This window comes from Streptosporangium sp. G11 (assembly GCF_051192615.1).
Lineage (GTDB): Bacteria > Actinomycetota > Actinomycetes > Streptosporangiales > Streptosporangiaceae > Streptosporangium.
The window spans coordinates 1-25,348 of the sequence record NZ_JBPJUQ010000083.1 but is presented as its reverse complement, the minus strand read 5'-3'; the positions used below and the strand labels follow the sequence as shown (position 1 = coordinate 25,348).

The window sequence follows — 25,348 nt, the reverse complement described above, 5'->3', positions numbered from 1 at the left end:
TGTCTCCTTAGAGAGTGGGCACGATGGGGCGGATGGTGCCGTCCGCGGCGAACTCCATCCGGTCGACGGCGGTCTCCCGGTTGGTGCCGTTGCCGGCCGGCACGGCGAACCGGTGGTAGGCGACGTACCAGGTGTCGCTGCCGGGCGCCCGGACCACGGAGTGGTGGCCGGTGCCCTTGATGCCGGCTTCCAGCCGTTTCTGCAGCACCACGCCGCGTTTGGTCCACGGCCCGAGGGGGGTGGAGCCGGTGGCGTACGCGACCCGGTAGTCCTCGCTGCGGGTGTCGTTCTCCGACCACATGAAGTAGTAGACGCCGTCGCGCTTGAACACGAACGGCGCCTCGTTGTAGCCGGACGGCGTGACGACGCGCACCCGTGCCGGGTCGAACGAGACCATGTCGGCGTTCAGCGGCACGGCCCGGGCGACGCCCTGGCCCCAGTACAGGTAGGACTGCCCGTCGTCGTCGGTGAAGACCGTCGGGTCGATCGCCTGGCCTCCGGAGAACTGGTCGCCGCGTACCAGCGCCCGGCCCAGCGCGTCCCGGAACGGTCCGGTGGGCGCGTCGGCCACCGCCACGCCCAGGTGCTTGGTGGTGTCGCCGGTGGCCTGCCCGCCGCTGAAGTAGAGGTAGTACCGGCCGTTTCGCGCCGCGACCGCCGGCGCCCAGGCCGAGTTGTCGGCCCACGACACGTCCGGCCCGTGGTCGAGGATCACGCCGTGGTCGGTCCAGTTGACCAGGTCGGTGGAGGAGAACGCCTTGTAGTAGGTGCCGCTCCAGCCCGCGTACCCGTCGGTGGTCGGGTACAGGTAGTAGCGGCCGCCGAAGGCGGTGATGTGCGGGTCGGCGAACAGCCCGGGGATGACCGGCCCCCTGTTCGTCCTGGGCGCCCACGGCGCGGTGATCCTGAACGAGCTGTCGGCCCGGAAGAGCGCGGTGTCCTGGTAGGTGTCCAGCCACAGCGCGAAGTCGCGGTGCCGGATCCGCCGGCCGGGGTAGTTGTACGAGGCGAGGGAGACCGAGCCGGCGACGGAGCCGTCCACCGCGCAGAACGTGGCGTCCGCCCGGAAGGTCGTGTCGCCGGTGTTCGCGTCGCCCCGCAGCCCCCAGTCCCGGTGCCTCAGGAACAGGCCGTCCCTGGTCTGGAACGAGAAGCATGCCGGCGAGGCCAGGCCGTTCACGATCGTGAAGGTGGCGTCCAGCCTGGTCTGGGCCGCGCTACCAGACGTCACCGGATCGAGCCGGCCCAGGGAGTTCAGGTGCCGCACGTAGCGACCCGGATGGCTGACCGATTCCAGCGAGCGGGCGCCGGTCGGAAGCGCCGCCGCGTGCGCCGGGCCGGCCACCGCCACCAGGCAGGCGCTCAGGAGCACGAGTGCGGCCGTGCCGGCCCGCAGGGTCGCCGTTCTCCGTCGCCGACGTCGTGAACGAAACGTCATGAAAACCTCTTCGGGGTGGATGATGTCCGCGTGATCGCGTAGGCACCCTCACGGGGAGCGGTGCCTCCTCGCCGGTGGTGGCGCCACGCCTGACGCCGATGGGAGTTGGACGGGTACGGGGGCTCGCGTGCCGCGTGTGCCGGCCGGGGCGGGCAGGCTCCCCGCGGCGGGGCGCGGGCCGGCGGTGTCGCCCGCGGCCGCGTCCAGGGGACGCGGGCGCGTCGCGCTTCGATCCACCTACCGGACCATTGGTGTTAGCGCTAACATTTTGGATCGCAGCAATTTATCCGTTACAGCGTTAGTAGTCGCCGGCGCACTGAAATGCACGGCATGTAACCGCGGCCAGGTAGAAGTTACATCGGCGTCACATTAGTGTGATCGCTAACATCTCGCCGGTCAATACCCTGTGGCGCCCGGTCCGGCGGGCGGCCATCGCCGGCCGGACCGGCGGGCGACGCCGTCCGGCTCGAAATGGCACGTCATCGGCACAATGCCACCCATCGACGGCGCGACGGCCCGATCGGTCTCTTGACCCGGGTATTGACATCCTTGCTGTGAGCGTTAACACTCTGCGAAACGCGCCAGAAACATGGACGCACCCCGATCTTCACCGCCCCACCGGCGATTCGGGGATCCGGTCATCAGCCCAAGCTTACCTAGGTCTCATGACGGAAAAAATGTTAGCGCTAACAGCATCCCACCTCATTGGCGACCCGATTTGATCATGGATTCCTCCGGGCGGCTCCCGGAAGGACCCGATGTGAGGAGACAGTTCATGGTCCCACGTCATGTCTCTCGCAGGACGCTGCTCAAGGCCGGGCTGACCGTGCCGGTGGGAGCGCTCGCCGCGCCCACGCTCGGCGCGACCGGGACGGCACACGCGGCGCTCCTCTCGGCGGCGACGTACTCGGCGTATGCGATGGGCTACTTCAAGGAGTCGCCGAACCAGTCCGGCGACAGCTACGCGCTGCAACTGGCGGTGAGCTCCGACGGCCTCAACTGGATGCCGCTGAACCAGAACAACCCGGTCGCCACGCCGACCGCCGGCATGCAGGGCCTGCGCGACCCGTACATCCTGCGCAAGCAGGACGGCACGTTCGTGGTCCTGGCCACCGACCTGAAGGGGCGCGTGTTCAACCTCGACAACCAGTACATCCACGTGTGGGATTCGGCGAACCTGACCGGCTTCACCAACTACCGCCGGGTGCGCCTGCACACCATGAACACCCACTCCTGGGCCCCGGAGGCGTTCTGGGTCCCGTCCCGCAACCGGTACGCGGTCATCTACTCGGCGAACAACGGCACCCGCGACGTGTTCATGGTCAACTACACGAGCGACTTCGTCACCATGGGCACACCCCAGGTGTTCTTCGACCCGGGCTTCAACGTGCTCGACGGCGACGTCCTCGCCGACGGCGCCGGCTTCTACCTCGCGTACAAGAACCTCGGCGACAACAACCTCTACGTGGCCCGGTCGAGCACCGGAGAGCCGAACAGCTTCACCACCCTGACCGGCGGCCTCCGGCAGGGCAACGCGATCGAGGCACCGATCCTGGTCAAGTCGAACACCGGCAACGCGTTCTGGCTGTGGGGCGACTCGTTCTCACCGGCCAACGCGGTCTTCTACGCCTGGCAGTCGTCCAACGTCAACGGCGACGCCTGGTCGCCGATCGGCCAGCGGACCTACACCGCGCCGATCAACGCCAAGCACGCCACCATCACCCCGATCACCGCGGCCGAGCAGGCCGCGCTGGTCAACCGCTGGGGAGCACCGCAGTGGAACCGGCTCAAGTCGTACAACCTCCCGGACCGGTACGTGCGGCACGCGAACAACATCGTGCGGATCGACCCCTTCCCGATGGATCCGACGGCCGACCAGCAGTGGCGGCTGGTACCCGGCCTGGCCGACCCGGCCGGGGTGTCGTTCGAGTCGGTGAACTTCCCCGGCCGCTATCTGCGGCATTCGAACTACGCCCTCAGGCTCGATCCGAACGCTGGCACGCCGGCGTTCCGGGCCGACGCCACGTTCCACCGGACCGCCGGCCTGGCCGACGGCGCGTGGGCGTCGTTCCGGTCGTACAACTTCCCTGACCGCTACGTCCGGCACTCCGGTTACGAGCTCCGCATCGACCCGCTCGGCACCGGCTCCGCCCTGGCCGCCAGGCAGGACGCCACCTTCCAGGTCACGTACTAGCACGTACTCAGCGCCGCTTCCTGGAGCAAAAGGTCCACTCCCGTCTTCCAGCGCAGCGACGCGGGCGGCGTCTTCGGCCCCGGGCACAACGGGTTCTTCAGGTCCCCGGACGGCACCGAGGACTGGATCGTCTACCACGCGAACACGTCCTCCACGCAGGGCTGCGGCGGCACCCGCACCACCCGCGTCCAGAAGTTCACCTGGAACTCCGACGGGACGCCGAACTTCGGAGTCCCGGTACCGGCCGGTGCGGTGCTGACCGTGCCCTCCGGCGAACCGGTCGTGACGTACCACCGGATCACGAACCGCAACAGCGGCAAATGCCTGAACGTCACGGGTGGCTTGACGGCCGACGGCGCGCTCCTGGAGCAACGCGCCTGCGGCACCGGGGCGAGCTTCCAGTGGTCCCGGCAGTGACGTGCCCCCGGCACGTCACCGGGACCGCCGGCGGACGCTCGCGGCCGCGTCAGCCCGGCGCGGCCCCGGTGCTCTCCCTCACGATGAGCTCGGGCTCCACCAGCCGCCGGACCTGGCTCGGCCTGCCCGCCATCTGGTCGAGCAGCGAGTGGAAGGCGTGGCTGCCGACCTCCTCGAAATCCTGCCGGACCGTCGTCAGCGGGGGCCAGAAGTAGGCGGCCTCCGGCACATCGTCGAAGCCCACCACGCTGACGTCCTCGGGAACCCGCCGCCCGGCCTCGCGCAGCGCCCTCAGCACGCCCAGGGCCATCTGGTCGTTGCCCACGAAGATGGCCGTGACCTCGGGATCCCGCGCCAGACGATGGCCGAGCTGGTAACCGGAGCGCGAGCTCCAGTCGCCGCGCAGCACCTCGGGAACCCGATGCCGCCCGGCCTCCAGCACCTCGCGCCAGCCCTCGACCCGCCCGTTGGCGTCGATCCAGTCGGCCGGGCCCGCCAGGTGCCACACCGTCTCGTGGCCGAGGCTGAGCAGGTGCCTGGTCGCCCTCGCGGCTCCCGACCGCTGATCGACCATGACAACGGGGACGGAGAGGCCGACCCCGGCGTCGACCGCGACCACGGGGATCTTCGACGACAGGTGGCGCAGGCCGTCGGCCGCCGACTCGTGCGGCGCGACGATGATGACGCCGTCCACCGACTGGGATTGCAGCTGGCGGAGGCTTTCCTCGATCGAGCGGCGGTTGAGCATGCTCAGGCTGGCGATGCTCACGGAGTAGTCGTTGAGCCTGGCGGCGCGTTCGATGCTGTAGAGGGTCGAGGCCGGACCGTACAGGGTGGTGTCGATGCTGACCACGCCCAGCACTCCGGACCGGCCTGTGGCGAGCTGGCGGGCGGCGGCGTTGGGCCGGTAGTCCAGCTCCCGCACCGCGGCCAGCACGCGCGCCCGGGTCTCGGCGTGCACCCTCTCGGGCGCGTTCAGCGCCCGGGACACGGTCATCGCCGACACTCCGGCGAGCGCGGCGACGTCTTCCAGCACCGCGGGTCTGGAACGCGGCCGGCCATTGTTCGATTTCGCCTTCAAAGCAGCTCACCCCCCATGCGATAACGCTAACAGGACTTTCGGGCATGCCCCGCTTCGGCGGACGCCGTCCGGGCCGGGGCGGGGCACGCCGAAGATCGTCGCGCCCGGAACTGAGGGGGCGGGACGGTGCTCAGTAGCCGACGTACCCCGACCCGCTCTTGCTGCCCCGCACTCCGGGCACGTTGGACACCGACCCGTACCGCTCGATCGCGTACCGCACCCCGGCGATGATGTTGTCCACCGGGTTGTAGATGTCGCCGTGCCCGGGGAGCGCCCATCTGGAGAACGTCGGGTCGATCGTCTGCATGAGGCCCTTGGAGGGATGCCCGGCCGCCGCGTTGGAGTCCCAGAGGTTGATGGCGTGCGGGTCGCCGCCCGACTCGTGCCGGATGATCAGCCAGATGTCGTTGACGTTCATCTTGTCGGCGGGATAGCCCTGGGCCCTGAGGATCTCGCTCGCCTGCCGGATCCAGTCGGCGACCTCGCCCTCGGGCGCCGGTCCGCCGCCCGGCGGCGGGGCGCCGGTGGGCCCGTAGCCGCCGAACCCGCCCCCCGCGCCACCGGGTGACGAGCCGTCGCCCCCGGTGTACGGCGACGGGTTGACCTGGTTCGCCGGCACCGGCACCCACGAGGTGGTGCGCCCGGGGCCGGGCACGAACCTTTCGTCGCCCGCGGCCGGTATGCCGGCGAAGCCCGGGGTGGCCTCGCCGAGATACTTGCCGAGGTCGCCGGTGGCCGTGGCCAGCGCGGTCTCCGCCGCGTCGACGTGCCCTTGGGCGCGGGACACCGCCGCCTCGACCTGCCGGCCGATGTCCGGCCCGAGCTGCTCCTCGGTGGCGCGCGGGTTGAGGCGCCGGTACTCCGCGACCCAGGCCAGCAGGTCATCGCAGACCAGGCCGATGTTCGCCTTCGCCGTCTCGACCGCGCCCGCGGCCGTGTCCAGCGAGACGGCGCAGTTGGCGAACGCGTCGTGCAGCGCGTCGCCCGCGCGGCCGTACCGCCGCATGTACGTCACGAAGGCGTCGGCCGAGGCGCCGCTCCAGGCCGCGTCCACGCCGGTGACGGCCGAACCGAGGGCGTTGAGCGGCTCGACCACCCCGGAGGCGGCCTCGCGCCAGCGGGCCCCGATCGCCCGGATCGCGGCCGGGTCCCCCTTGGCCCTGCCGGCGAGGGACACCAGCCCCTGGCCGCCGGGCAGCGCCGCCACGGCGTCCATGTCGGTCATCGCCGCGCGAGCCCCGTACGGGTGCTCACGTGAAGCGCCGGTAGGTGATGGGCGGCGTGCCGGCCACCGACTGGATCTTGACGTGGTCACCCGGCTGCGGGGCCGCGATCATCTTGCCGTCGCCCATGTAGACGCCGCAGTGGCTGGCCGGATTACCGAAGAAGACGATGTCGCCCGGCTGCGGCGGGCCGGTGATCGGCTTGCCGCTCGCCTGGTACCCGGCGGCGGTGTTGTCCCCGATCTTGATTCCCGCCTCGTTCATCGAGACGTGCACCAGGCCGCTGCAGTCGAACGCGTTGGGCCCGTCTGCTCCCCAGACGTAGGGCTTGCCGATGTGGCTCCTCGCGGCGGCCACGATGTCGGCTCCGGTGCCGCTGCCGGTGACCGTGTACGGGATCGCCCGGCCTCCCCCACCGCCGCCACCGCCACCGCCGGTGTGGCTCCCGGACGACGATCCGCCGCCGGCGCCGTAACCCTGCCCGTTGCCACCAACGCCGCCGCCGTTGCCGCCGCCCTGCGAGCCGGTTTCCGTACTGGCGAGCGTGGTGGTGCGGAGCTCCTCCTCCGACACCGGCACCCACGGGGTGGTGCGCCCGGGGCCGGGGACGAAGCTCTGGTCGCCCGCGGCCGGGATCGCGGAGAACACCGTGGCGTCGCCGAGATGCTTGTCGATCTCGCCCCGCGCGGTGGACAGCGCGGTCTCGGCCGAGTCGACGTATCCCTGCACGAGGGACACCGCCGCCTCGACCTGCCGGCCGATGTCCGGCCTGAACTGCTCCTCGGTGGCGTGCGGGTTGAGGCGCCGGTACTCCGCGACCCAGGCCAGCAGGTCACCGCAGACGCGCTCGGCGTTCGACTCCGCCGTCTCGACGGCGCCGGCGGCGGTGTCCAGGGAACTCGCGCAGTCGCCCAGCGCGTCTCGCAGGGAACCGCCCGCACTGTTGTACCGCCGCATGTACGCCACGAAGGCGTCGGCGGAGGCGCCCTTCCAGGCGGTGTCCACCTGGGTGACCGCCTTGTTCAGAAGCGTGAACGGCTCCGCGGACGAGCTGACCGCCCTGCGCCACCGGGTGGCGATCGCCCGGATCGCGGCGGGGTCCCCGTCCGTCTTCCTCGCCAGCGCGGCCAGGGCCTGTCCCCCGGGCAGCGCCGCCACGGCGTCCAGGTCGGTCATATGGCCGGGAGGTGGTTCGTGGTGTCCCGTCCGGCCGCGGTCACGTTGTCCTCGATGGTGTCGAGGGCACGCTCGACGCCGTCAAGACGGCTCTTCACCGTGCCCAGCTCCTTGTCCGCGTGCCCCTCGACCCGGCCGATCGCGTCGGCCAGCTCCTGGGCTCCGGTCAGGGTCCCGAAGAGTGACGGGCTCGCGCCGCCCTTGGCCGGGAAGTCGTCACCGACGGCGGCGAGCCTTCCCCCCTGGGTGTTCACCGCGACGCGCAGCTTGGCCAGCGCCTCGCGACTCAGATCAAGTTTTCCCACCGGAGCCGGCTCCCTCCGCCGTCGCCGAGAAACCATCCGCTCGGACGCCGATCTGGCTCGTTGGCCGGTTGCCTGCCCACCGTCCGGCCATATCTACCAAGAAGCGATCTTATCTACCCAACAGCGATCATCGCAGTACAAAAGAGCAGCCGAACGGCGTGTCCTCGTCACGCTCACCCGGCGGGAGCCTCGACCGCGGCCCCGTCGCCGGAGTGCGGATCCGCGGCGCGGCCGGGGCGTGGGTGACGCGGGGACGACGGCGTGAACGACGCGGGGACGGCAGGATGCTCGGCCCGGTGGTTGAACCCCGCGGGGGAGGCAGCCGTATGCCCGAGAGAGAACCGAAAGGGTAACCATGAACATGCGCCCCCTCATCGTCCACGTCCTGTCCGTCACCACCACGCTGATCGCCACCTCGCTCAGCCCCGCCTCCGCGCAGGCGGCCACCCCCGTCTCCGCGCAGACCGCCACCCCCGTCTACCTGGCCGCGTCGCTCAAGGGCGCGAACGAGGTGCCCGCCCAGGGGACGACGAAGACAGGTGACCTGGACGGCAACGCGATCGCCGTGTTCCGCATCCATGGCAACCGGGTCGACTACGCCGTCCGGTGGCACAAGGTGGCCGCGCCCAGCGGGTTCCACATCCATCGGGGCCGGCCGGGCGAGAACGGCGACGTCAAGATCCCGTTCTTCGGCGAGGCACTGCCCGACACGCTCCACGCCGTCAAGGGCACGGTCCTGGTCAACGACCACGACCTGCTCGGCCGCATCGTCAACAATCCCGGCAACTGGTACGCCAACCTGCACAACGCCGAGTTCGGCGGCGGTGCCGTACGGGCTCAGCTGTACCGGGTCCGCGCGGTGGCGCTGGATTCGGTGCTGGCGCACGGGTTCGGCACCACGCTCACCACGCAGGCCGACGGGCGGCAGGAGGTGCCGGCGCCCGGCGCGCGGGTCGGCGACCACAACGGGCGCGCCGGGTGGCTGGTGCAACCGGAGGGCGGCCGGATGTGGTTCGCCGCCGCGTGGAAACACGTCGGGGCGCCGGTCGCCGCGCACATCCACCGCGCCCCGAAGGGCAGGAACGGGCCGGTGGTCGTGCCCTTCTTCGCCGCGGAGAAGGGCCTGCCGCCCAGCGTCACCGGTGTCGCCGGCAGCACGCCCGTCTCCGCCGCGGTGGCCCGTCGCATCTGGAACAACCCGAGGAACTGGTACGTGAACCTGCACACCGCCCCGTTCCCCGGCGGCGCGGTACGCGGCCAGCTCTACAGGGGCGACTGGTAGGGCGCCCGGTGAGCTCGGCCCGCGCCGCCGCGCGGGCCCGGGGCAGGCCCGCGCGCCGGGGCGCCCCGCCTCGGGCCCGGCGTCGCGGCGGGCCCGGCCACCGTTGAGCGGGCCGCCGGCTCGGCGACGCGTTCCCCGTCCGGCCGCCCGCTCGCGGCCAGGGGCTCGCCGATCACCTCGGCGAGCCCCTGGCTGCGAGCCGGCCTGGAACGATCCATATGCGAGCTTCGCCGCGGGGTGCGAGCATCGCCGGACGACCTGGAAGGCGGGATGACATGACCGAAACCACGGTTCGACCGAACGAGACCACGGTGCCGTTGATGCCGTGCGCGTCGGTGGAGGAGACCCTGGAGTTCTACGAGACCCTGGGGTTCGAGGCCACCTACAAACAGAGCAGGCCCTATGTCTATCTGGCGCTGCGGTGGAGCGGATTCCAGCTGCACTTCGGCCCCGCGCCCAAGGGGCTGGATCCGGCCCGGGAGGAATCCGGGGGCTGCCTGGTCATGGTCGACGCCGTGGCGCCGTACCACGCGGCGTTCGTCGCGGCGATGCGCCGGGTCCACGGGAAGGTGCTGAGCTCCGGCCTTCCGCGGATCACCCGCTACCGGCCGGGCGCGTCCCGGTTCACGCTGATCGATCCGTCCGGGAACTCGATCATCTTCATCCAGCGCGACGAGCCGGTCGAGCTGGAGTACGGCGGCTCGAAGAAGCTGACGGGCCTGGCCAAGGCGCTCGACAACGCCCGGATCCTGCGCGAGTTCAAGAACGACGACCTGCAGGCCTTCCGTGCGCTCAAGTCCGCGGTGCGCAGGCACGGCGCGGACGCCCCGGCGGCCGAGCGGGGCATCGCCCTGTGCCATCTCGTCGACCTGGCCACGGTCCTCGGCGAGTCCACCGAGCCGTGGGCCACCGATTTGCGCGGACTGGAGCTCACCGCCGGCGACAGGCAGCGCATCGAGTCGGAACTCGGGCATCTCGCCGGGCTGCGGGAGTGGCTTCCCCAGGAAGGGCGGGACCAGCCTTGGACGCGTCCGGCCGGAGATGGTGTTTCATAGGCGGTCACTCATGAAACGCCATCGGCAGGCGGGCGCGCCCTGGGTATGACGTGGATCGCATGCTGGGATCGTTATTGTGGAAAGGTCGGCGTTGAGGGTGCTCGCCAAGTGCGATAGGTCGAGCTGCCGCCGCGGCGTGCCGAAGATGGACCTGTCATCGGAGCCCTCCTGGAGGGGCGACCGCAACAATGTCACCCAGCGGGTGCCGCTGCTGAAGGAGCGCCACGCGTCGCGGCTGCCACGGAGGCGGGCAGGTCACCACCGGCGGCCATGTGCTCGATCAATTCAAGGACGGCCTTGGAACCACCGTTCGCCTGGAGCCACTGGCTCGCCCGGCAGGCGGCCTTGGCATACGTGTCCTGGTCGGCTTTCGCGGTGCGCAGCCAGTCGTCAAGCGTCTGGGGCAGGGCTCCACCCTGCGTGGCCACCCGGCACCGGTCACCGATTCCCTCGGGCTTCAGGTAGCGCGGGTCATCGGAGACCACAACGGCCAATCCTTCGTCGAACCATTGCGGAATGAGCCCGGCATCGGACCCTAGACGGGCGTGCAACTCGACGTGTGACATCTCGTGTGAGGCGATCACTGCATCGATGCCGTTCGGGGACAGCATGACCGCGCGGTTCAGCACGGCGATCCCACGCTCCCTGCCACCGCCGATCTTCTGGTAGCACGTGGTAGTCACGCAGGCCAGGATGTCGGGAGAGCTCCGGCGTCCGCCATAGAAGTCTGCTACCCGGCGGTTGGCCGCATCGATCACCTCGGCCACCTGCCGCTCCCGTGTCGGCGGCAGCCCGGGCTCCAGATATAGGCCGGGCCTGACCTGTTTCATGCCATAGCAGCCGGGACAGGTCGTGGCGGCGACCGACGGAAAGGCCACCACGACACCGGCCACCACGGCCACGACCAATCCTGCGGCTATGGCCGGCAGCCACCGCCACGTTGTGCGCCTTCGACTCATCACACCACTCCATATGTTGACGTTCCGTATCAGTCCGCCCTGCCGAACGGGTCTCTGGGTGCTGCGGGCGTGGGTTGGACATCCGGCGGGGCGGCAGCAGGGGCCCGGCGACGGTGCCGATGGGGCTTGTCACTTCTCCTCATCCGAGGACACCAATCCTGAGCGGTAGGCATGGATTGCGGCTTGGATACGGGTGCGCACGCCGATCTTGGACAGGACACGCGACACGTGGATCTTGACGGTGCCTGTGGCGATGCGCAGTTCCCCGGCGATTTCGGCGTTGGACCGGCCCAGCGCGACCAGGCGGAGGACCTCCGTTTCCCGGATCGTCAGCTCCAGGCCATGGCCTCGCACCGGTGGGGTGGCGAAGCGGCGCACGAGCCTGCGGGTGACCTGCGGGTCGATCAGTCCCTGACCTCGGTGGGCCGCGCGTATCGCTGCCAGATAGAGGTCGGGGTCGCCGTCCTTGAGCAGGAAGCCCACGGCGCCCGCTTCGAGTGCCCCGAAGAGGTATTCGTCGGTGTCGAACGTGGTCAGCGCGATGATCGGCCTATCCGGCGCCCGCGCCGTCAGCCGCCGGATCGCCGTGATCCCGTCCGTGCCCGGCATCCGCAGGTCAGTGAGGATCACGTCCGGCTGGTGCTCGCGCGCCATGCTGATCAGCTCGGCCCCGTCACGCGCGGCACCGAGGAAGGCGATATCTGGCTCATGGCTGAGCAACTGCCGCAGACCCTCGCGGGCGAGATGCTGGTCGTCGGCGATCAGCAGCCGGATCACGGGACCACCTGCCGGGCCGGATGACTGTACGCAGAGGACATCGTGGAAGGGCCGGGTTCTGCACCGCCGGCCGTCACCGCCGATCTGTGCTCGTCACGCGCATGCGGTGGGAGCACGGGCAGGCTGACGCGCACCCGCCAGCCCGCCCTGCCGTGCGGGCCGATGTGGCAGTGCCCTCGGAGCGCCGCCACGCGCTCGCGCATGCCCGCCAGGCCCTGCCCACTGCGGTGCCCACCGCTCAGAACACCGTCGTCGGCCGCTTCGCCGCCGGCCGACGGCCGGGGCGGGCCTGGGTCGTCGATGGTGACGACGACCCGGCGGCTCACCGCACGGACCGTGACCGAGGCCAGCGCGGCCGTGGAGTGCCGCGTCACATTGGTCAGCGCCTCCTGCACGATCCGGTAGGCACAGGCCGCCGTCTCGGGGTGGATGGTGCTGTCAAGGCGAGGGTCGACCTCCAGGGCGACTGCCAATTCCGGCCCGCCACTGCGTTCCGCCAGCGCGGGCAAGTCGGCGAGGCCTCCGCTGTAAGCGTGGTCCTCGCGGTCCGATCGCACCAAGGTCGCCAGCAGTCCCCGAATCTCGGCCAGCGCCTCGGCCGACAGACCGGCGATCCCGGCCAGCGCGCGGTCGGCCTCGCAGTCGTGACCGGCCAGCGCCCGCCGGGCGCCGACCGCCTGCAGCCTGATCGCGCTGAGGTGATGCCCGACGACGTCATGAACCTCCCGGGCGATCCGCGCGGCCTCCTGTGAGCGTGCCTGCTCCTCCCGGGCACGCTGTAGCCGCGCGGCCTGCACGGCGCGGTCGGCCCGCAGCCGCAGCGCGTACCCGACGGCGACCGGCGCCGCGCCGGCTGCCGCGTAGACGGACACGGTAGCGAGGTCCGGCACGGACGTGCCCCCAAGGCCGGCCGCCACCGCCCAGGCGACCGAGCCGATCAGGAGTGCCGAGCGCAGCCGATGGCGGTGGTAGGCCGCCGAGGCGACGATCAGGCCCAGGACCCAGATCCCGGCGTCGCGCTCCAGCGCGAGGCCGAGCGCGAGCATCACCATCGCGGACGCAACTACTGCCGTCAGCGGCAGCCGCCTGCGCAGCGCCAGCGGCGCGCAGGCGGCCAGAATCGGCGCCGCCCACGCCGCCGCCGCGCCCACATCGGTAATCTCGGCAGGCTGACCGCGCCACCATTCGTCCAGTGCCGACACTGTCAGCGCGAGGATCGCCACGGCGCAGGCGAGCAGGGCATCGCGGCCCATGAGCGGCATACGTCGCCAGACGCCGGTCAGAAAGGGGCGGAAAGCCGCTGGTCGTCTCACGCGACCAGTATCACGCCGGCCAGGCGGGGCACGTGGTGCCGGGCGCGGGCACCTTGCCGTCGATCAGGTACCGGTCCACGTGGCCGATCACGCAGGGGTCGCCGGCGTTCAGGTACCGGCCGTGGCCGATGCCGTCGTACTTGACCGTGACCGAGCCGGGGACCTGGTCGGTGATGGCGCGGACAGAGGGGTACTCGTAGACCGGGCCGACGCCGAGCAGCGGCGGGAGCTTGCGGGCCGGCAGGGGCGCCGGCGGGTTGGCGGCCTTGGCCGCCCACGGCGAGCAGGCGAGCCAGGCGTTCTCCCGCATGCCGGAGAAGTTCGGCGACGCCTTGACCGAGCGTCGCACCGCCGCACGGTAGGCGTGGTAGCCGTCGTAGCGGAATCCGTCGGCGCAGTTCACCGCGAGCATGGCGGTCACCCGCGGCGGCATGCCGCGGCCTTGCGGGTCGAAACCGGACGCGTCGCCCTTGGCGGCGCCCGCGATGGCCTTGGCCAGCGCGGGCCACTCCGCCGTGCTGTCGACCAGGCCGTAGGCCAGGAACTTCAGGTCGTCACCGTCGTAGCGGCGCTCACCGGCGGCCGCGGCACCGGGCAAGGGACGACGCTCGGCCCGCCGCACGACGGCCTGCCAGGTCTTCTCCACGCCGGTCCCGCGCAGCACGCAGTCGGAGGAGCCGGCGCACCAACGGACGAACCGCTGGAACCCCGCCTCCAAGCCCTTATATTGCAGTCGCTCCGACTTCGCGAGCGGGTCCACGTGGTCGGGTACGCTGTCCACCGCCATCGCGCGAAGCCGCTGCGGGAACAGCCGCGCGTAGGAGGCCCCGAGCACGCCGCCGTAGGAGTTTCCGAAGAAGGAAATCTTCTCCTCGCCCAGGGCAGCGCGGATGGCGTCCATGTCACGAGCCTGGGTGGCGGAGTCCAGGTTGGCGAACAACTCGGGCACGGCGTCCCGGCAGAGAGCGATCCCGGCGGCGTTCGCCTTGAGCGCCTGATCGTACTCGCGCCGGCTGTCCGGAGTGGCGACTACGGGACCGGCCGCGCAAGACTCCAGCGGGATGTGCTCACCGCTCACCCCGCCACGCGGGTTCCAGGTGACGACGTCCATCCGGGTACGCAGACCGGCGAAGTGGGGCAGCGCCCGGGACAACGCCTGAACGCCGGCGCCACCGGGACCTCCGGGGCTGAACAAGACGGTGCCCGCCGCCGCACCGGTCGCCGGCGCCCTGCCCACAGTGAGGGTGATCGTCTTCCCGCCGGGCTTCGACCAGTCGACGGGTACGGTCAACGTGGCGCACTGCAGCTCGGCCGAGATCTTCCCCTCGCAGGCGGACCAGGTCAGGAGTGGCGCCGGCGCCCCACTGGACGAGGCGGAGGCGGCTGGAGCGTACACTCCCACCGTCATCATGAGGGGCAAGGCAAGCAAGACCGATCGTGGCCAGGTCATCGAAACCTCCAACAGGATGGTGCGGCGAGCGCCGCAGATGACCTCACAGACTAGGCACGCCGATCTCCCGCCACATCTGCCACAGGACATACCTACGACCCGCCACGCCAACGCCGACAATCTGGACGCCATCCTGGTGCGAGCGAGATCCAGATGGAGTGCTACGCCGCCTCGGCCAGGGTGGTGAAGTCGATCTCGGGCAGGTCAGGGTCGAAGTCATCGGGACGTAGCCGCAGCACATCGGTGGCATACAGGCCGAACCGGCTGATGTGCGCCGTCAGGTAGGGCGCCCCGCCGGTCCCGGTGGGCCGAATACCCACTCCGGCGTTCCGGAGAGCAGGATTTCGGCCCGGAACGGCCACATGGCTCCAGCCGTACGGATCCGATGAGGCGGCATTCACCGGACTCACCCTCGACGGCGACCGGAACGCGACGGTGACGGACGATCCACCGCGCATCGCTCCGCGCTTCGGAAACTCGGCGACGCGCGGGACGTCGTGGACCCAGGTCCTCTCCGGCCCGCCGGCGGCGGACGGCGCGACGGGTCCTTCGCGACCGGCCGTCAGCCCGCCATGATGTACAGGGGGGCCCAGTGGGACTGCACCGCGCGGAAGTCGGTGAAGAAGACCCGGGTGGAGCACTCGGTGGACAGGTAGGTGCACGTCGCCGGGCGCTTGGGGTCCCCGCCGATGATCACCCCGGCGGCCAGGACGGAACTGAAGTTGCTTTCGAGCGTGAACACCGGTCCACCGCTGTCCCCGTCGCCCGCGGCGAGCTCGCCCTGGAGCTGGTCGCCGATCGACACCGCCCGGGAGACGTGCGTCCCCCAGTCGAGGGTCGAGCCGGTCTTTGAGATCTTGATGTCGCAGTGGACGCCGCTCGCCGCGCCGGAGGTGCAGACCAGCGTGCCCTTACGCGGCGCGGAGGTGCCCTGGACAGGCTTGGTGAACTCCGACCCGTCGCCCACGCCGCCGTCCCACATCCAGCCGGTGATGGACGTGCCCGGGGCCACCGCGATGAGCGACGTGTCCAGCTCGGGGTTGACCGCCTCGACATGGCCGACGAGGACGTTTCCGGTGTACACCAGTTGCCCCACGTAGTCGACGCAGTGCGCCGCACCGAGCAGCTTCTCGGTCTCGGGCCCGCCCGGCCCCTCGGGCAGGGCCACCGCGGTGAAGGCCGCGCTGCAGCCGTTGATCCGGATGCCGCCCTCGAACGGCGAACCTCCGCCCCTGCGGCCGTCATAGGGCGCGACCGGCTCCTCCACCTCGGTGCGGGTCACGAGCGGCTCGGCCGCGGCCCGCGTGACGGGTGTTCCCGGCGTCCGCACGACACCCAGTTCCAGCCCGCTGCCGTCCTCCAGCGGTGTCACCCGGTGGACGTCGCCGCCGGTGCTCAGGCCGTGCTTCCGGATGATCGCGTCCGCCCGTTCCCGCAGTTCCTCGGCGGAGTGCGCCGCCGGGTGCACCTCCACCCGGACGCCCGCCGGCGCCTTCGCCGTCGCGACCTCGACCGCCCGCGGCGCGGTGCCCTTCCAGTACAGGTGGACGACCCCGGCCGGGACGTCCAGGGCGACGCCGGCGAAACCGGAGCCGGTCTTGCCGGCCGCCTCCAGTTCGTCGGCCAGGGTGAGCATGGGCGCCTGCCGCCGGACCAGGTCGGCGTCACCGGTCACGGACGCCGCCGGCCGGGACGGCCCGGGGTCGGCGACAGCCGAGGAGAGCGGACCGAGGACGGTGGTCGCGGCGGCGAGCAGCGCCACCGTCGCGGCTTTCGCTCTCTTGGAGGAGGGGGATGTACGACGTGACATTTTTTCACCTGACATCTGATGTGAGGCCACATCTCCTGTGGCCTTCGCGGGCGCTCGGGGGCGGGCGCCGTCACCGCGGAGCGATGAGCGCTCCGCCGGCGCGAGCGGTCCCCCCGTGCTGGACCCGCGGCCGTCCGGGACCGTCGCCCGGCTACGACAGATGCTGCGCGCGGACCCTTGTAACGCTCTTGTAAAGCTCTTGTGGGGCTCTTGTGGGGGCGGGTTTCCCTCGGGGGCCGTCCGCCGGGCGCCCACCGGCGATCGGCGGCGGGAACTGTCGGCGGGTTCTGCCAGGCTGGTGGGCGACCGCCTCAACGGTTTCGTTCCCCCGCGCACGGAAGCCCGCAGGACGGGCCGCCGGCGCGCGAACACGTCGAAGGAAGAGATCATGCTCACCACCCGATTTGTCCCTGGCGCCCCCAACTGGATCGACCTGGGCACGCCCGACACCGAGGCCACCACCGCCTTCTACGGCCCCCTGTTCGGCTGGCACTTCCAGTCGGCAGGCCCCCACGCGGGTGGTTACGGCTTCTTCCAGCTCGACGGCAAGACCGTCGCCGCCGTCGGGCCGCTCAGCGAGGAGGGAGCGGTCTCGGCGTGGACGCCCTACTTCCAGACCTCCGACGCCGACACCACGGCGAAGGCGGTCGAGCAGGCGGGCGGGACCGTGCGCATCGCGCCGGACGACGTCTTCACCAAGGGCCGGATGGCCGGGTTCACCGATCCCGGTGGCGCGGAGTTCGCCGTCTGGCAGCCGGGCACGACCAAGGGCCTGGACCTTGTCACCGAGGACGGCTCCGTGACCTGGTTCGAGCTGTACGTCCCCGACCCCGACGCCGTCCGTCCCTTCTACCAGACGGTCTTCGACTGGAAGATTCAGGACATCTCGTTCGGCGACATGCCCTACCTCCTGCTGTCGACCTCCGAGGGCGAGAGCCCGGACCTGGGAGGCGTCCAGCGGCTCCAGGCGGGCGACAGGGCGCACTGGCTGCCGTACTTCGAGGTGGCCGACTGTGACGCGTCCGTCGTCCGGGCGCGGGAGCTCGGCGGCGAGCTCGTCGCGTCCGCCGCGGACATCGAGGGCGTCGGCCGTTTCGCCGTGCTCCGCGACCCCCACGGCGCGCGCTTCGCCGTCATCACCAGCGTCGGCGGCTGACCCGCGCGGGGCACCCGGCCGGCGGCTCCCCGCCACGAGATCTCGTACGGGCCGCCGATCGGGCACGGGTGCCCCGCCGCCCGATCGGCGGCCCGTGACGGGGCGGTGCGGGTCAGTTCTTGATGCCGGTGAGGGTGACGCCTTCGATGAAGTAGCGCTGCAGGAAGAAGAAGAGCGCGATGATCGGGGCGATGACGGCGGCGGAGGCCGCCATGAGATATCCCCACTGGGTGATGTACATGCTCTGGAAGGAGGCCAGTCCGAGAGAGAGGGTGTAGTTCTCCTCGTTCTGAAGATAGAGCAGGGGGCCGAGGAAGTCGTTCCAGGTGCCGATGAAGGTGAAGATGGTGACCACGATGATCGCGGGTCTCGACAGCGGCATGACGATCGTCCAGAACACCCGCCAGGGCGAGGCCCCGTCGATGTAGGCGGCCTCGTCCAGCTCGAAGGGGATGGTCAGGAAGAACTGCCGCAGCAGGAACACGTTGAACACCCCGCCGCTCGCTCCGGCGAACCAGCTCGGCACGGTGAGGGGCAGGATCGTGTCGAGCGCGCCGAGCTCCTGCCACATCACGAAGGTGGGAATGAGGGTGACCGCGTAGGGCAGCATCACGCTGCTGAGCAGGACCGCGAAGACGACGTTGCGGCCGCGCCAGCGGAGCCTGGAGAAGCTGAAGGCGGCGACCGAGCAGGTGAGCACGGTGCCGAGGACGCTGACCACGGCGATGACGACGGTGTTGAGAAGATAGCGGCCGAAGGGCTGGGCGGTGAGCGCGCCGCTGAAGTTGCCCCATTCGAAGGGATCGGGAATCCACTCGGGTGGCGCGACGAACATCTGGCCGTCCTGCATGAGAGCGCTGCGGATCAGCCAGACGAACGGCAGCAGGGTGGGGACGGCGCCGGCGAGGAGGGCCAGATAGACCAGCGCCTTGCCGTATCTCCTGGGCCGGCGCAACCCTGCGACGGGCGCCACTCCCCCGACGCGGGGCTTGTCCGGGGCGGTCAGCGTGGTCATCGGGCGCCCGCCATCTCGTAGTAGACCCATCGGCGGGCGTTACGGAACAGCAGGAAGGTGATCACCATGATGATCATGAACAGGACCCAGGCCAGCGCGCTGGCGTATCCCATCTCGCTCTCGGTGAACGCCTTGCGGAACAGGTAGTAGACGTAGAAGAGGGTGGACTGGTTGGGGCCGCCCTCGGTCATCACGTAGGCCTGGTTGAAGACCTGGAAGGTGCCGACGACGCCGACCACGAGGTTGTAGAAGATGGTCGGCGTCATCATCGGCAGCGTCACGTGCCAGAAGCGGCGCAGCGGCCCGCCGCCGTCGATGGACACCGCCTCGTACAGGTGCCTGGGCACTCCCTGGAGCCCGGCCAGGAAGATCACCATGGTGTTCCCGAATCCCCAGGTACTCATGACGATCAGCGAGGGGATGGCGGTACCCTCGTCGTAGATCCACTGGGACCCGGGCAGGCCGGCCTGGCGGAGCAGCGAGTTGAGCAGCCCGAAGTCCGGATTGAAGATCCAGATCCAGAGGACCACGTTGGCGATCGCGGGGACCAGCGTCGGCAGGTAGAAGATCGTCCGCCACAGCGACAGGCCGCGCACCCTCTGGTTGAGCAGCATGGCCACGGCGAAGCTGACGATCAGGACGAGCGGGACGGCGCCGAGGGTGTAGTAGGTGGTGGCGCTCAGCGATTTCCAGAACAGCTCGTCGTCCAGCATCGAGGTGTAGTTGTCCACCCCGACGAAGGAGGGGGTGCCGCCGATCTGCCAGTCGGTCAAGCTGAGGAACAGCGACGCGATCATGGGACCGACGGTGAAGACGGCGAAACCGAGGACCGCCGGGATCGCCATGAGGAGTCCCCAGCGCCGTTCGAGTCTGCGCTGGCCGGAGAGCCGGGCCATCACAGGCCCTGGGTGTGGTGCCAGCCCTGGAGCATGCCGGTGATCTTCGGGGCGACCTCCTTGAGCACCTCGCCCGCCGGGCGCTTGCCGGATTCGATCTCCTGCAGGGCGGGGGTGAGCACGTCACTGGAGATCGCCGACAGGTTCTTGACCCGGTTGCGGATGTCGGGCACACCGTGCTCGCGCGTGTAGTCGACGACCGCGGTCCTGAACTCCGGCGGGTGCGTCTCGTTCTTGATCCAGGAGTCGATGGCCGCCTGGTCCTCGTAGTACTTCTTCTCCTGCGGCATCCACAGGCCCTGCTTGAACAGGTCGACATAGCGCGGGTCGTTGTGGAAGGCGAACAGCTCCACCGCCTCCTCCACGTGCTTGGTGCCCGCGAAGATGGCCGAGGCGCCCGCGACCTGGGTCGTGGTGAACGGCTCCCCGTACCTGGGGAGCACGCCGATGCCGTAGTCGACCTTGCTCTCGTTCATGTCGAGCAGGCTCCAGTGGCCGTCGACGACCATCGCGACGCGCTTGGTCTTCAGCAGGATGTTGGTGCCGGGCACGTCGTCGCCGGTCGCGGCGAGCTGGCCGGGGCCGGGCGCGACGCGGTGCTTGTAGACGAGGTCCTGCAGGTTCTGGAACACCTCGATGGCCTCGGGGCTGTCGAGCAGGCACCTGGTGCCGGCCTCGTCGGCGAAGTCGGCGCCGTTGCTGCGCAGGAAGGGATACCAGGCGGCGCTGTAGGTGATGCTGCTGGAGATGCCGAACTGCTTGATCTGCCCGGGGTCGAAGCCGGTCTCGTCGGGGTGCCTGCCGCCCTGGTCGATGGTGAGCTTGTAGGCGTTCTGCACCATCTCGTCCCACGACCAGGCGTCGGCCGCCCGCACCGGCGGGGTGATCCCGGCCTCCGCGACGGCCGCCTTGCCGAACCACAGCAGCTCGACCTCGTTGGCCGTGGCCAGCCCGTGCAGCTTGTCCTGGCCGTACCAGAGGTAGGCGTCGGGCAGATAGCCGCCCAGCTGCGGGTACTTCTTCAGGAAGGGGAAGAGGTTGACCAGCCTGCCCTGCTCGGCCAGGCGGAAGGACATCGACATCGGCACGTACCCGGCGTCGGGCACCCGGCCGCCGGCGATCAGGCTGTTGAGCTTCACGTCGTACTCGTCCGGGGTGTAGAGCGGCTTGACCCTCACCCCGGCGTGCCGCTGCTCGTAGACCTTGAGCATCTTGTCGACGGCCTGCTTCTCGAAGGTCGAGCCCCAGTACATGAACTGCAGCTGGACCTTGCCCGCCGAACTCGATCCGCCGTCGCTGCCGCAGGCCCCGGCGGCGGCGCCGAGGGCGGCCAGGCCGCCCATCCTGAACAGGTCTCGTCTTCTCATGGTCGTTGTTCCTTTACGCGAGGGGGAGCCAGACCCGCATCGCGCCACCGTCACGGTTGTCCCACTGGAAGTAGGGGACGGCCGTGGCGGTCACGTGCGCGCTGGTCGCGAGGTGGTCGGAAGGGGTGGCCAGGTACGGCAGGCCGTCGCCGGGCTGGGTGATCGCGAGGGCGTCGGCCTCGATGAGGACGGTCCTGCCGACGCCGGGCAGGTCGTCCTTGTCGAGCACGCGCAGCTCGGCCCGCGGGCTCAGCGCGAGCTCCTCGACGTCGACGCCCTGGTCGGTCTGCTCGAAGCAGTAGACGAGCGGCCCCCGCTCGACGGCGACGCTTCCGCGTACCGCGTCGATCCGCCGGTGCGGGTGGATCAGGCGCGGCGTCAGGTCAAGTTCGAGCTCGACCGTGTCGCCGGGGCGCCAGGTGCGCTCCAGGGAGACGTACCCGTCGTCGTCCGGGGCGGCGGGCAGCCCGTCCACGGTGGTGACGGCGCTCCACGCGGGAACGCGGAGGCCGAGCGTCCACTCCCGCTCCGGCGCCCGCTCGACGGTGAAGGTGACCTTGCCGTCCCACGGGAAGTCGGTGGCGACGGACACCGCGAACTCGCCGGAGCGGACGACCCCCGGCACGTACTGGTGCACGACGAGCGACCGGTCGCCGCTCGTGGCGACGTAGTGGCCCAGGGAGGAGATCGTGCGCATGATGTTGGGCGGGCAGCAGGCACAGGCGAACCAGTCTCGCCGGCGCCCGAGATAGGCGTCCTCGACCAGGTCGCTCCTGCGCTGGAGCGGGTTGACGTAGAAGAACCGGACGCCGTCGGCCGAGGTGGAGGCGGCCAGCGCGTTGTAGAGAGTGCGTTCGATCAGGTCGGCGTAGCGTCCCCTGCCGGTGGCCAGCAGCAGTCGCCAGTTCCAGTAGACGCCGGCGATCGCCGCGCAGCTCTCGTTGTAGGCGCGGTCCGGCGGCAGCTCGTACCGCTCGCCGAACGCCTCGCCGTCGTGGCGTGAGCCCACGCCGCCGGTGAGGTAGGTCTTGGTGGCGACCATGTCCTCCCAGCGCCGCACCGAGCACTCCAGCAGTGACTCGTCGCCCGTCTCCAGGTAGACGTCGACGATCCCGGCCTCCAGGTAGAGCTGGCGCACCGCGTGTCCCACCGGTGTGTCGGCCTCCCTGACCGGCAGGTGGTCCTGGGCGTAGAGGGGCCCCATGCCACTGTCCTTGATCAGCCCCTTCCCCCGGTTGTCGATCAGCTTCCTGGCCAGCTCCAGGTAGGAGCCCTCCCCCGTCAGCCGGTAGAGCTCCACCAGCGCGGACTCGACCTCGGCGTGCCCGTCGATGCCGTCGTCGCCTCCCCGCAGGAACACCTCGACCAGGTGGTCGGCGAACCTCCTGGCGACGGCCACCAGCTCCTCGCCCACCCCGACGCGGGCCGCGGCCACCGCCGCCTGGAACAGGTGGCCCGCGCAGTACATCTCCTGGCTGTACTCGAGCTCGGCGTAGATCTTGTCCGGCTTGACCACCTGGTAGTGGGAGTTGAGGTAGCCGTCGGCGCGCTGCGCCGCGGCGAGCACCCGCGCCGACTGGTCGACGAACTCCTCGTACTCGGCGGCGGGTGCCCTGCCGTGCTCCCAGGCCACCGCCTCCAGCTGCTTGTAGAGGTCGGAGTCCTGGAAGCGGTAGCCCTGGAACTCCCCTTCCTCCGTACCGGCCGCGCGCCTGAGGTTGGGCAGGCTGCCCGCCCGTTCCATCTGGACCAACCCGAGCGGGATGCTGGCCGCGCGGTTGATCTCCTGCCAGCGGCCCAGGGGCCCGCCGGTGATCACCACCTCGCCGACCCCCAGCGGGCGCCGCACCGCCCGGGACTCCGGTGTCGGTACGGCGGGGCCGCGGACCTGTTCGTGGAAGGCACCCATCGAGCTCCTCACGCCGAGCGGGAAACAGCGGACTATCGGAAAACAGAGAATAGGTTTTCTCAAACCGAAGGTAAGGTGTGACACAGCAGGGGTCAAGAGTCTGTGTCTTCCCAGCTCGATAGCAGATACCATGCGGGATACGAGCTGAGCCAAGGAGGAAAACGGTTGTCCAACCCTTCCGGCGGACCCGGAAAGGCGGTCACGATCAGAGATGTCGCGGCAGCCGCCGGCGTGTCGATCGGAACCGCGTCCAAAGCGCTCAACGGCCGCGGCCGGATGCGCGACGAGACGAGGGCCCGGGTGACGGCCGCCGCCGGACTGCTCGGTTTCCGCCCCAACACCCTCGCCCAGGGTCTGCTGGCCGGCCGCACCTACACCGTGGGCCTGGTGACCGGCGACAGCTTCGGCCGCTTCAGCATCCCGGTCATGCTCGGCGCGGAGGACGCGCTGGGCGCCGGACAGATCTCGGTGTTCATGTGCGACACCCGCGACGACCCCATCCGCGAGCGGCACTACGTCCAGCGGCTGCTCGCGCGCCGGGTCGAGGGCATCATCGTGACCGGGCGGCGCACCGAGGCCCGCCCGAGCATCGGCACCGATCTGCCGGTACCGGTCGTGTACGCGATGACCCAGTCCACGGAACCGACCGACATCTCGGTCATCCCCGATGATTTCGGCGGCGGCGTGCTGGCCGCGAGGCATCTTCTCGCCACCGGCCGCACCCGCATCGGCCACGTCACGGGACCCGAGCGGTTCCAGGCGGCCCGGCTGCGCGCGGCGGGGCTGTCGGAGACGCTCGGCGCGGCGGGCGTCGAGCCCGCCGGCGCGCCGCTGTTCGGCGACTGGTCGGAGGAGTGGGGGCGGCAGGGCGCCGACATCCTCCTTCGCGCCCGGCCCGAGCTCGACGCGATCTTCTGCGGCAGCGACCAGATCGCCCGCGGCGCCGCCGAGACCCTGCGCGAGCGCGGCCGCCTCATCCCCGCCGACGTCGCACTGGTGGGCTTCGACAACTGGGAGCCGATGGCGTTGGGCAGCAGGCCGCCCCTGACGACCGTCGACATGAGCCTGGGCGAGATCGGCCGGGTCGCGGCCGAGCACCTGCTGGACGCGATCGCCGGGTCCCCGCCGCCCGGCGGGGTGCAGACGGTCCCGTGCGATCTGGTCCCGCGCGAGTCGACCGGGGTCACCCCCGGCTGAGCGGCGGCCCTGAGCGCCTGTTTCCGAACCGTCGACCTTCGCCCCGGCTTTTCCCATGATCTTGTAGGCTCCGCTGACGCACCGGAGCCTCCAGGAGCAGACATGATCATGAACTTGGCCGCCGCCCTGGCCATGACCACCGCGCTCGGCGCCGCCCCCGTCCAGCCGCCGGTCGGCAAGCTGCCCGGTACCTCGACCAAGGTCGTGGCCAAGATGGCGGGTCGGCCGATCCAGCTCACCTCCTACTCGACGGCGTCGACCGGGGCGCCCTTCAAGAAGTGGGCCTGGGATCCGGCCAAGCGCGCGTTCGTCGAGACGGAGGGGGAGGTCGCCGTGTCGCCCGACGAGCGCTGGACGGCTACCCTCCCCGAGGCCGGGCTCTCCGGCAGGCCGACGATGGCGTTCCTGGACCGCAGGTCCGGCGCCAGGAAGAACGTGGAACTGCCCGTCCCGGCCGATCCCCAGCAGGAGGGCCGGTACCTGCAGACGCTCTGGCCCACATGGTCCCCGGACGGCCGCCACCTGCTGCTCAACGTGTTCGAGCCGGGCTCCGAGCCCCGTTCCGAGGGCATCGTCCTGATCGACGTGCCCACGCTGAAGGCCCGCTTCGTCCGCATCGAGAACGCCCTCATCACCGTCGGCGGCTTCCAGTGGACCCGCGACGGCAAGGGTGTCGTGGTGCGCTGGGGCAAGAACGGAAAATCCGCCATCCGCCGGTACGACCTCACGGGCGCCGTCAAGCGGACCTGGCATGTACGCGGACGCCCGGCGGCCCAGGGACAGGGGACGTTCACCCCGTCGGGCCGCCGCTTCGTCACCGCCTGCGCCTCGCTGGAGAAGTCCGCCTGCGTGTGGGACACGGCCACCGGCAAGGCCGTCACCAGGATCAAGCTGGCCTCCAGCCCCGCCTGGAGTCCCGTGCTGGGCTGGTACGACGAGCGCCATCTGCTCGCGCCGACCCCCGAGGGCGTGGGCATCGTGGACCTCAGGGGCAAGGTCGTCGAGACCCTGCTCAGGTCGCCGGAGAAGCAGGGCATCTACCTCCGGTTCGAGGCGCGCGGCAAGGGCTGACGACCGGCCGTCGCCGCCGGCGCTCAACGGGTTGTGCCACGGGCACCGAGAAACCGGCGCGAGGATCGGGTTCGCCGAGGCGGCCGGGCGGTGGCGTCTCGGCGAACCCGATCCTCACGGTGAATCGTGAATCCGGTGAATCGTGAATCCGGTGTCCCGGTTCACGGGCCGCTCGGGCCGGGTCAGGTCCCGTAGGCCTTGACCTCCAGCAGGCCGACGGAGGAGGTGCCGGTGGCGGTGAGCAGCACCCGTAGCCG

22 protein-coding genes and 1 pseudogene are annotated in these 25,348 nt (G+C 70.5%); 8 read left to right on the top strand and 15 right to left on the bottom strand.

What is annotated here, in order from left to right; translation table 11 throughout:
- Positions 1-7: 7 nt before the first annotated feature.
- On the bottom strand, positions 8-1,438 hold the full coding sequence (locus ACSDR0_RS41800; RefSeq protein WP_435294511.1) for a family 43 glycosylhydrolase: 1,431 nt from the start codon (positions 1,436-1,438) through the stop codon (positions 8-10).
- Between the two features lie 775 nt (positions 1,439-2,213).
- On the opposite strand from ACSDR0_RS41800, the gene ACSDR0_RS41795 reads away from it, so the two are divergent.
- The 3 genes and pseudogenes from ACSDR0_RS41795 (at position 2,214) to ACSDR0_RS41785 (ending at position 4,049) form a co-directional block, all read left to right on the top strand.
- Positions 2,214-3,632 (top strand): glycoside hydrolase family 43 protein, encoded by a 1,419-nt coding sequence (locus ACSDR0_RS41795; protein ID WP_435294510.1) that lies wholly within the window; start codon positions 2,214-2,216, stop codon positions 3,630-3,632.
- A 66-nt stretch (positions 3,633-3,698) separates the two neighbouring features.
- Positions 3,699-3,794 (top strand): annotated as a pseudogene (locus ACSDR0_RS41790) (hypothetical protein); the annotation flags it as partial.
- A gap of 90 nt (positions 3,795-3,884) precedes the next feature.
- Positions 3,885-4,049, top strand: a complete 165-nt coding sequence (locus ACSDR0_RS41785; RefSeq protein WP_435294509.1) for an RICIN domain-containing protein — start codon at positions 3,885-3,887, stop codon at positions 4,047-4,049.
- Positions 4,050-4,098: 49 nt separating this feature from the next.
- On the opposite strand, the gene ACSDR0_RS41780 is transcribed toward ACSDR0_RS41785, so the two are convergent.
- The 4 genes from ACSDR0_RS41780 to ACSDR0_RS41765 form a co-directional block, all read right to left on the bottom strand.
- Positions 4,099-5,085, bottom strand: coding sequence for a LacI family DNA-binding transcriptional regulator (locus ACSDR0_RS41780; RefSeq protein ID WP_435294508.1), 987 nt, complete (start codon positions 5,083-5,085; stop codon positions 4,099-4,101).
- 175 nt (positions 5,086-5,260) lie between these two features.
- Positions 5,261-6,355: a transglycosylase SLT domain-containing protein gene (locus ACSDR0_RS41775; RefSeq protein ID WP_435294507.1), complete on the bottom strand. Its 1,095-nt coding sequence runs from the start codon at positions 6,353-6,355 to the stop codon at positions 5,261-5,263.
- Positions 6,356-6,380: 25 nt separating this feature from the next.
- Positions 6,381-7,529: an NlpC/P60 family protein gene (locus ACSDR0_RS41770; RefSeq protein ID WP_435294506.1), complete on the bottom strand. Its 1,149-nt coding sequence runs from the start codon at positions 7,527-7,529 to the stop codon at positions 6,381-6,383.
- Entirely contained in the window at positions 7,526-7,834 is a 309-nt protein-coding gene (locus tag ACSDR0_RS41765) for a hypothetical protein (protein ID WP_435294505.1), read from the bottom strand. Before ACSDR0_RS41765 ends, ACSDR0_RS41770 begins: the two co-directional genes overlap by 4 nt.
- 355 nt (positions 7,835-8,189) lie before the next feature.
- On the opposite strand from ACSDR0_RS41765, the gene ACSDR0_RS41760 reads away from it, so the two are divergent.
- Positions 8,190-9,116 (top strand): CHRD domain-containing protein, encoded by a 927-nt coding sequence (locus ACSDR0_RS41760; RefSeq protein WP_435294504.1) that lies wholly within the window; start codon positions 8,190-8,192, stop codon positions 9,114-9,116.
- A gap of 275 nt (positions 9,117-9,391) precedes the next feature.
- Positions 9,392-10,171: a glyoxalase gene (locus ACSDR0_RS41755; protein ID WP_435294503.1), complete on the top strand. Its 780-nt coding sequence runs from the start codon at positions 9,392-9,394 to the stop codon at positions 10,169-10,171.
- Positions 10,172-10,362: 191 nt separating this feature from the next.
- Here the strand turns inward: ACSDR0_RS41755 and ACSDR0_RS41750 are convergent, their stop codons facing one another.
- From ACSDR0_RS41750 to ACSDR0_RS41725, 6 genes are all read right to left on the bottom strand, one after another.
- Complete coding sequence (locus ACSDR0_RS41750; RefSeq protein ID WP_435294502.1) at positions 10,363-11,073, bottom strand: hypothetical protein; 711 nt, start codon at positions 11,071-11,073, stop codon at positions 10,363-10,365.
- Between the two features lie 186 nt (positions 11,074-11,259).
- Complete coding sequence (locus tag ACSDR0_RS41745) at positions 11,260-11,907, bottom strand: response regulator (RefSeq protein WP_435294501.1); 648 nt, start codon at positions 11,905-11,907, stop codon at positions 11,260-11,262.
- Positions 11,904-13,220, bottom strand: coding sequence for a sensor histidine kinase (locus tag ACSDR0_RS41740; protein ID WP_435294500.1), 1,317 nt, complete (start codon positions 13,218-13,220; stop codon positions 11,904-11,906). Before ACSDR0_RS41740 ends, ACSDR0_RS41745 begins: the two co-directional genes overlap by 4 nt.
- A gap of 10 nt (positions 13,221-13,230) precedes the next feature.
- Positions 13,231-14,631, bottom strand: a complete 1,401-nt coding sequence (locus ACSDR0_RS41735; protein WP_435294499.1) for an alpha/beta fold hydrolase — start codon at positions 14,629-14,631, stop codon at positions 13,231-13,233.
- A gap of 200 nt (positions 14,632-14,831) precedes the next feature.
- Positions 14,832-14,990 carry a hypothetical protein gene (locus ACSDR0_RS41730; RefSeq protein WP_435294498.1) on the bottom strand — a complete coding sequence of 53 codons (159 nt, stop codon included), beginning with the start codon at positions 14,988-14,990 and terminating at the stop codon, positions 14,832-14,834.
- A 242-nt stretch (positions 14,991-15,232) separates the two neighbouring features.
- Positions 15,233-16,480, bottom strand: a complete 1,248-nt coding sequence (locus ACSDR0_RS41725; RefSeq protein WP_435294497.1) for a hypothetical protein — start codon at positions 16,478-16,480, stop codon at positions 15,233-15,235.
- A 388-nt stretch (positions 16,481-16,868) separates the two neighbouring features.
- Between ACSDR0_RS41725 and ACSDR0_RS41720 the strand changes: the two genes are divergently transcribed.
- A complete protein-coding gene (locus ACSDR0_RS41720) occupies positions 16,869-17,636 on the top strand; it encodes a VOC family protein (RefSeq protein WP_435294496.1) in 768 nt (255 codons plus the stop codon).
- A 112-nt stretch (positions 17,637-17,748) separates the two neighbouring features.
- Here the strand turns inward: ACSDR0_RS41720 and ACSDR0_RS41715 are convergent, their stop codons facing one another.
- The 4 genes from ACSDR0_RS41715 to ACSDR0_RS41700 are packed head-to-tail and all read right to left on the bottom strand — an operon-like array spanning position 17,749 to position 22,823.
- Positions 17,749-18,651, bottom strand: coding sequence for a carbohydrate ABC transporter permease (locus ACSDR0_RS41715; RefSeq protein ID WP_435294495.1), 903 nt, complete (start codon positions 18,649-18,651; stop codon positions 17,749-17,751).
- Positions 18,648-19,547, bottom strand: a complete 900-nt coding sequence (locus tag ACSDR0_RS41710; protein WP_435294494.1) for a carbohydrate ABC transporter permease — start codon at positions 19,545-19,547, stop codon at positions 18,648-18,650. Before ACSDR0_RS41710 ends, ACSDR0_RS41715 begins: the two co-directional genes overlap by 4 nt.
- A complete protein-coding gene (locus ACSDR0_RS41705) occupies positions 19,547-20,914 on the bottom strand; it encodes an extracellular solute-binding protein (protein ID WP_435294493.1) in 1,368 nt (455 codons plus the stop codon). The genes ACSDR0_RS41710 and ACSDR0_RS41705 overlap by 1 nt, the downstream gene beginning before the upstream one ends.
- Positions 20,915-20,927: 13 nt before the next feature.
- Entirely contained in the window at positions 20,928-22,823 is a 1,896-nt protein-coding gene (locus ACSDR0_RS41700; protein ID WP_435294492.1) for a glycoside hydrolase family 127 protein, read from the bottom strand.
- A gap of 165 nt (positions 22,824-22,988) precedes the next feature.
- Between ACSDR0_RS41700 and ACSDR0_RS41695 the strand changes: the two genes are divergently transcribed.
- Positions 22,989-24,020 carry a LacI family DNA-binding transcriptional regulator gene (locus tag ACSDR0_RS41695; RefSeq protein ID WP_435294491.1) on the top strand — a complete coding sequence of 344 codons (1,032 nt, stop codon included), beginning with the start codon at positions 22,989-22,991 and terminating at the stop codon, positions 24,018-24,020.
- A 102-nt stretch (positions 24,021-24,122) separates the two neighbouring features.
- Complete coding sequence (locus ACSDR0_RS41690; protein ID WP_435294490.1) at positions 24,123-25,091, top strand: TolB family protein; 969 nt, start codon at positions 24,123-24,125, stop codon at positions 25,089-25,091.
- Positions 25,092-25,348 lie beyond the last annotated feature (257 nt).

What these genes read in the sequence shown, in the direction of transcription:
- ACSDR0_RS41775 (WP_435294507.1), bottom strand. Translation starts at nt 6,355, where the DNA reads ATGACCGACATGGACGCCGTGGCGGCGCTGCCCGGCGGCCAGGGGCTG.
- ACSDR0_RS41725 (WP_435294497.1), bottom strand. Translation starts at nt 16,480, where the DNA reads ATGTCACGTCGTACATCCCCCTCCTCCAAGAGAGCGAAAGCCGCGACG.
- ACSDR0_RS41700 (WP_435294492.1), bottom strand. Translation starts at nt 22,823, where the DNA reads ATGGGTGCCTTCCACGAACAGGTCCGCGGCCCCGCCGTACCGACACCG.
- ACSDR0_RS41690 (WP_435294490.1), top strand. Translation starts at nt 24,123, where the DNA reads ATGATCATGAACTTGGCCGCCGCCCTGGCCATGACCACCGCGCTCGGC.
- ACSDR0_RS41800 (WP_435294511.1), bottom strand. Translation starts at nt 1,438, where the DNA reads ATGACGTTTCGTTCACGACGTCGGCGACGGAGAACGGCGACCCTGCGG.
- ACSDR0_RS41710 (WP_435294494.1), bottom strand. Translation starts at nt 19,547, where the DNA reads ATGGCCCGGCTCTCCGGCCAGCGCAGACTCGAACGGCGCTGGGGACTC.
- ACSDR0_RS41735 (WP_435294499.1), bottom strand. Translation starts at nt 14,631, where the DNA reads ATGATGACGGTGGGAGTGTACGCTCCAGCCGCCTCCGCCTCGTCCAGT.
- ACSDR0_RS41705 (WP_435294493.1), bottom strand. Translation starts at nt 20,914, where the DNA reads ATGAGAAGACGAGACCTGTTCAGGATGGGCGGCCTGGCCGCCCTCGGC.
- ACSDR0_RS41755 (WP_435294503.1), top strand. Translation starts at nt 9,392, where the DNA reads ATGACCGAAACCACGGTTCGACCGAACGAGACCACGGTGCCGTTGATG.
- ACSDR0_RS41770 (WP_435294506.1), bottom strand. Translation starts at nt 7,529, where the DNA reads ATGACCGACCTGGACGCCGTGGCGGCGCTGCCCGGGGGACAGGCCCTG.
- ACSDR0_RS41795 (WP_435294510.1), top strand. Translation starts at nt 2,214, where the DNA reads ATGGTCCCACGTCATGTCTCTCGCAGGACGCTGCTCAAGGCCGGGCTG.
- ACSDR0_RS41715 (WP_435294495.1), bottom strand. Translation starts at nt 18,651, where the DNA reads ATGACCACGCTGACCGCCCCGGACAAGCCCCGCGTCGGGGGAGTGGCG.
- ACSDR0_RS41760 (WP_435294504.1), top strand. Translation starts at nt 8,190, where the DNA reads ATGAACATGCGCCCCCTCATCGTCCACGTCCTGTCCGTCACCACCACG.
- ACSDR0_RS41720 (WP_435294496.1), top strand. Translation starts at nt 16,869, where the DNA reads ATGCTCACCACCCGATTTGTCCCTGGCGCCCCCAACTGGATCGACCTG.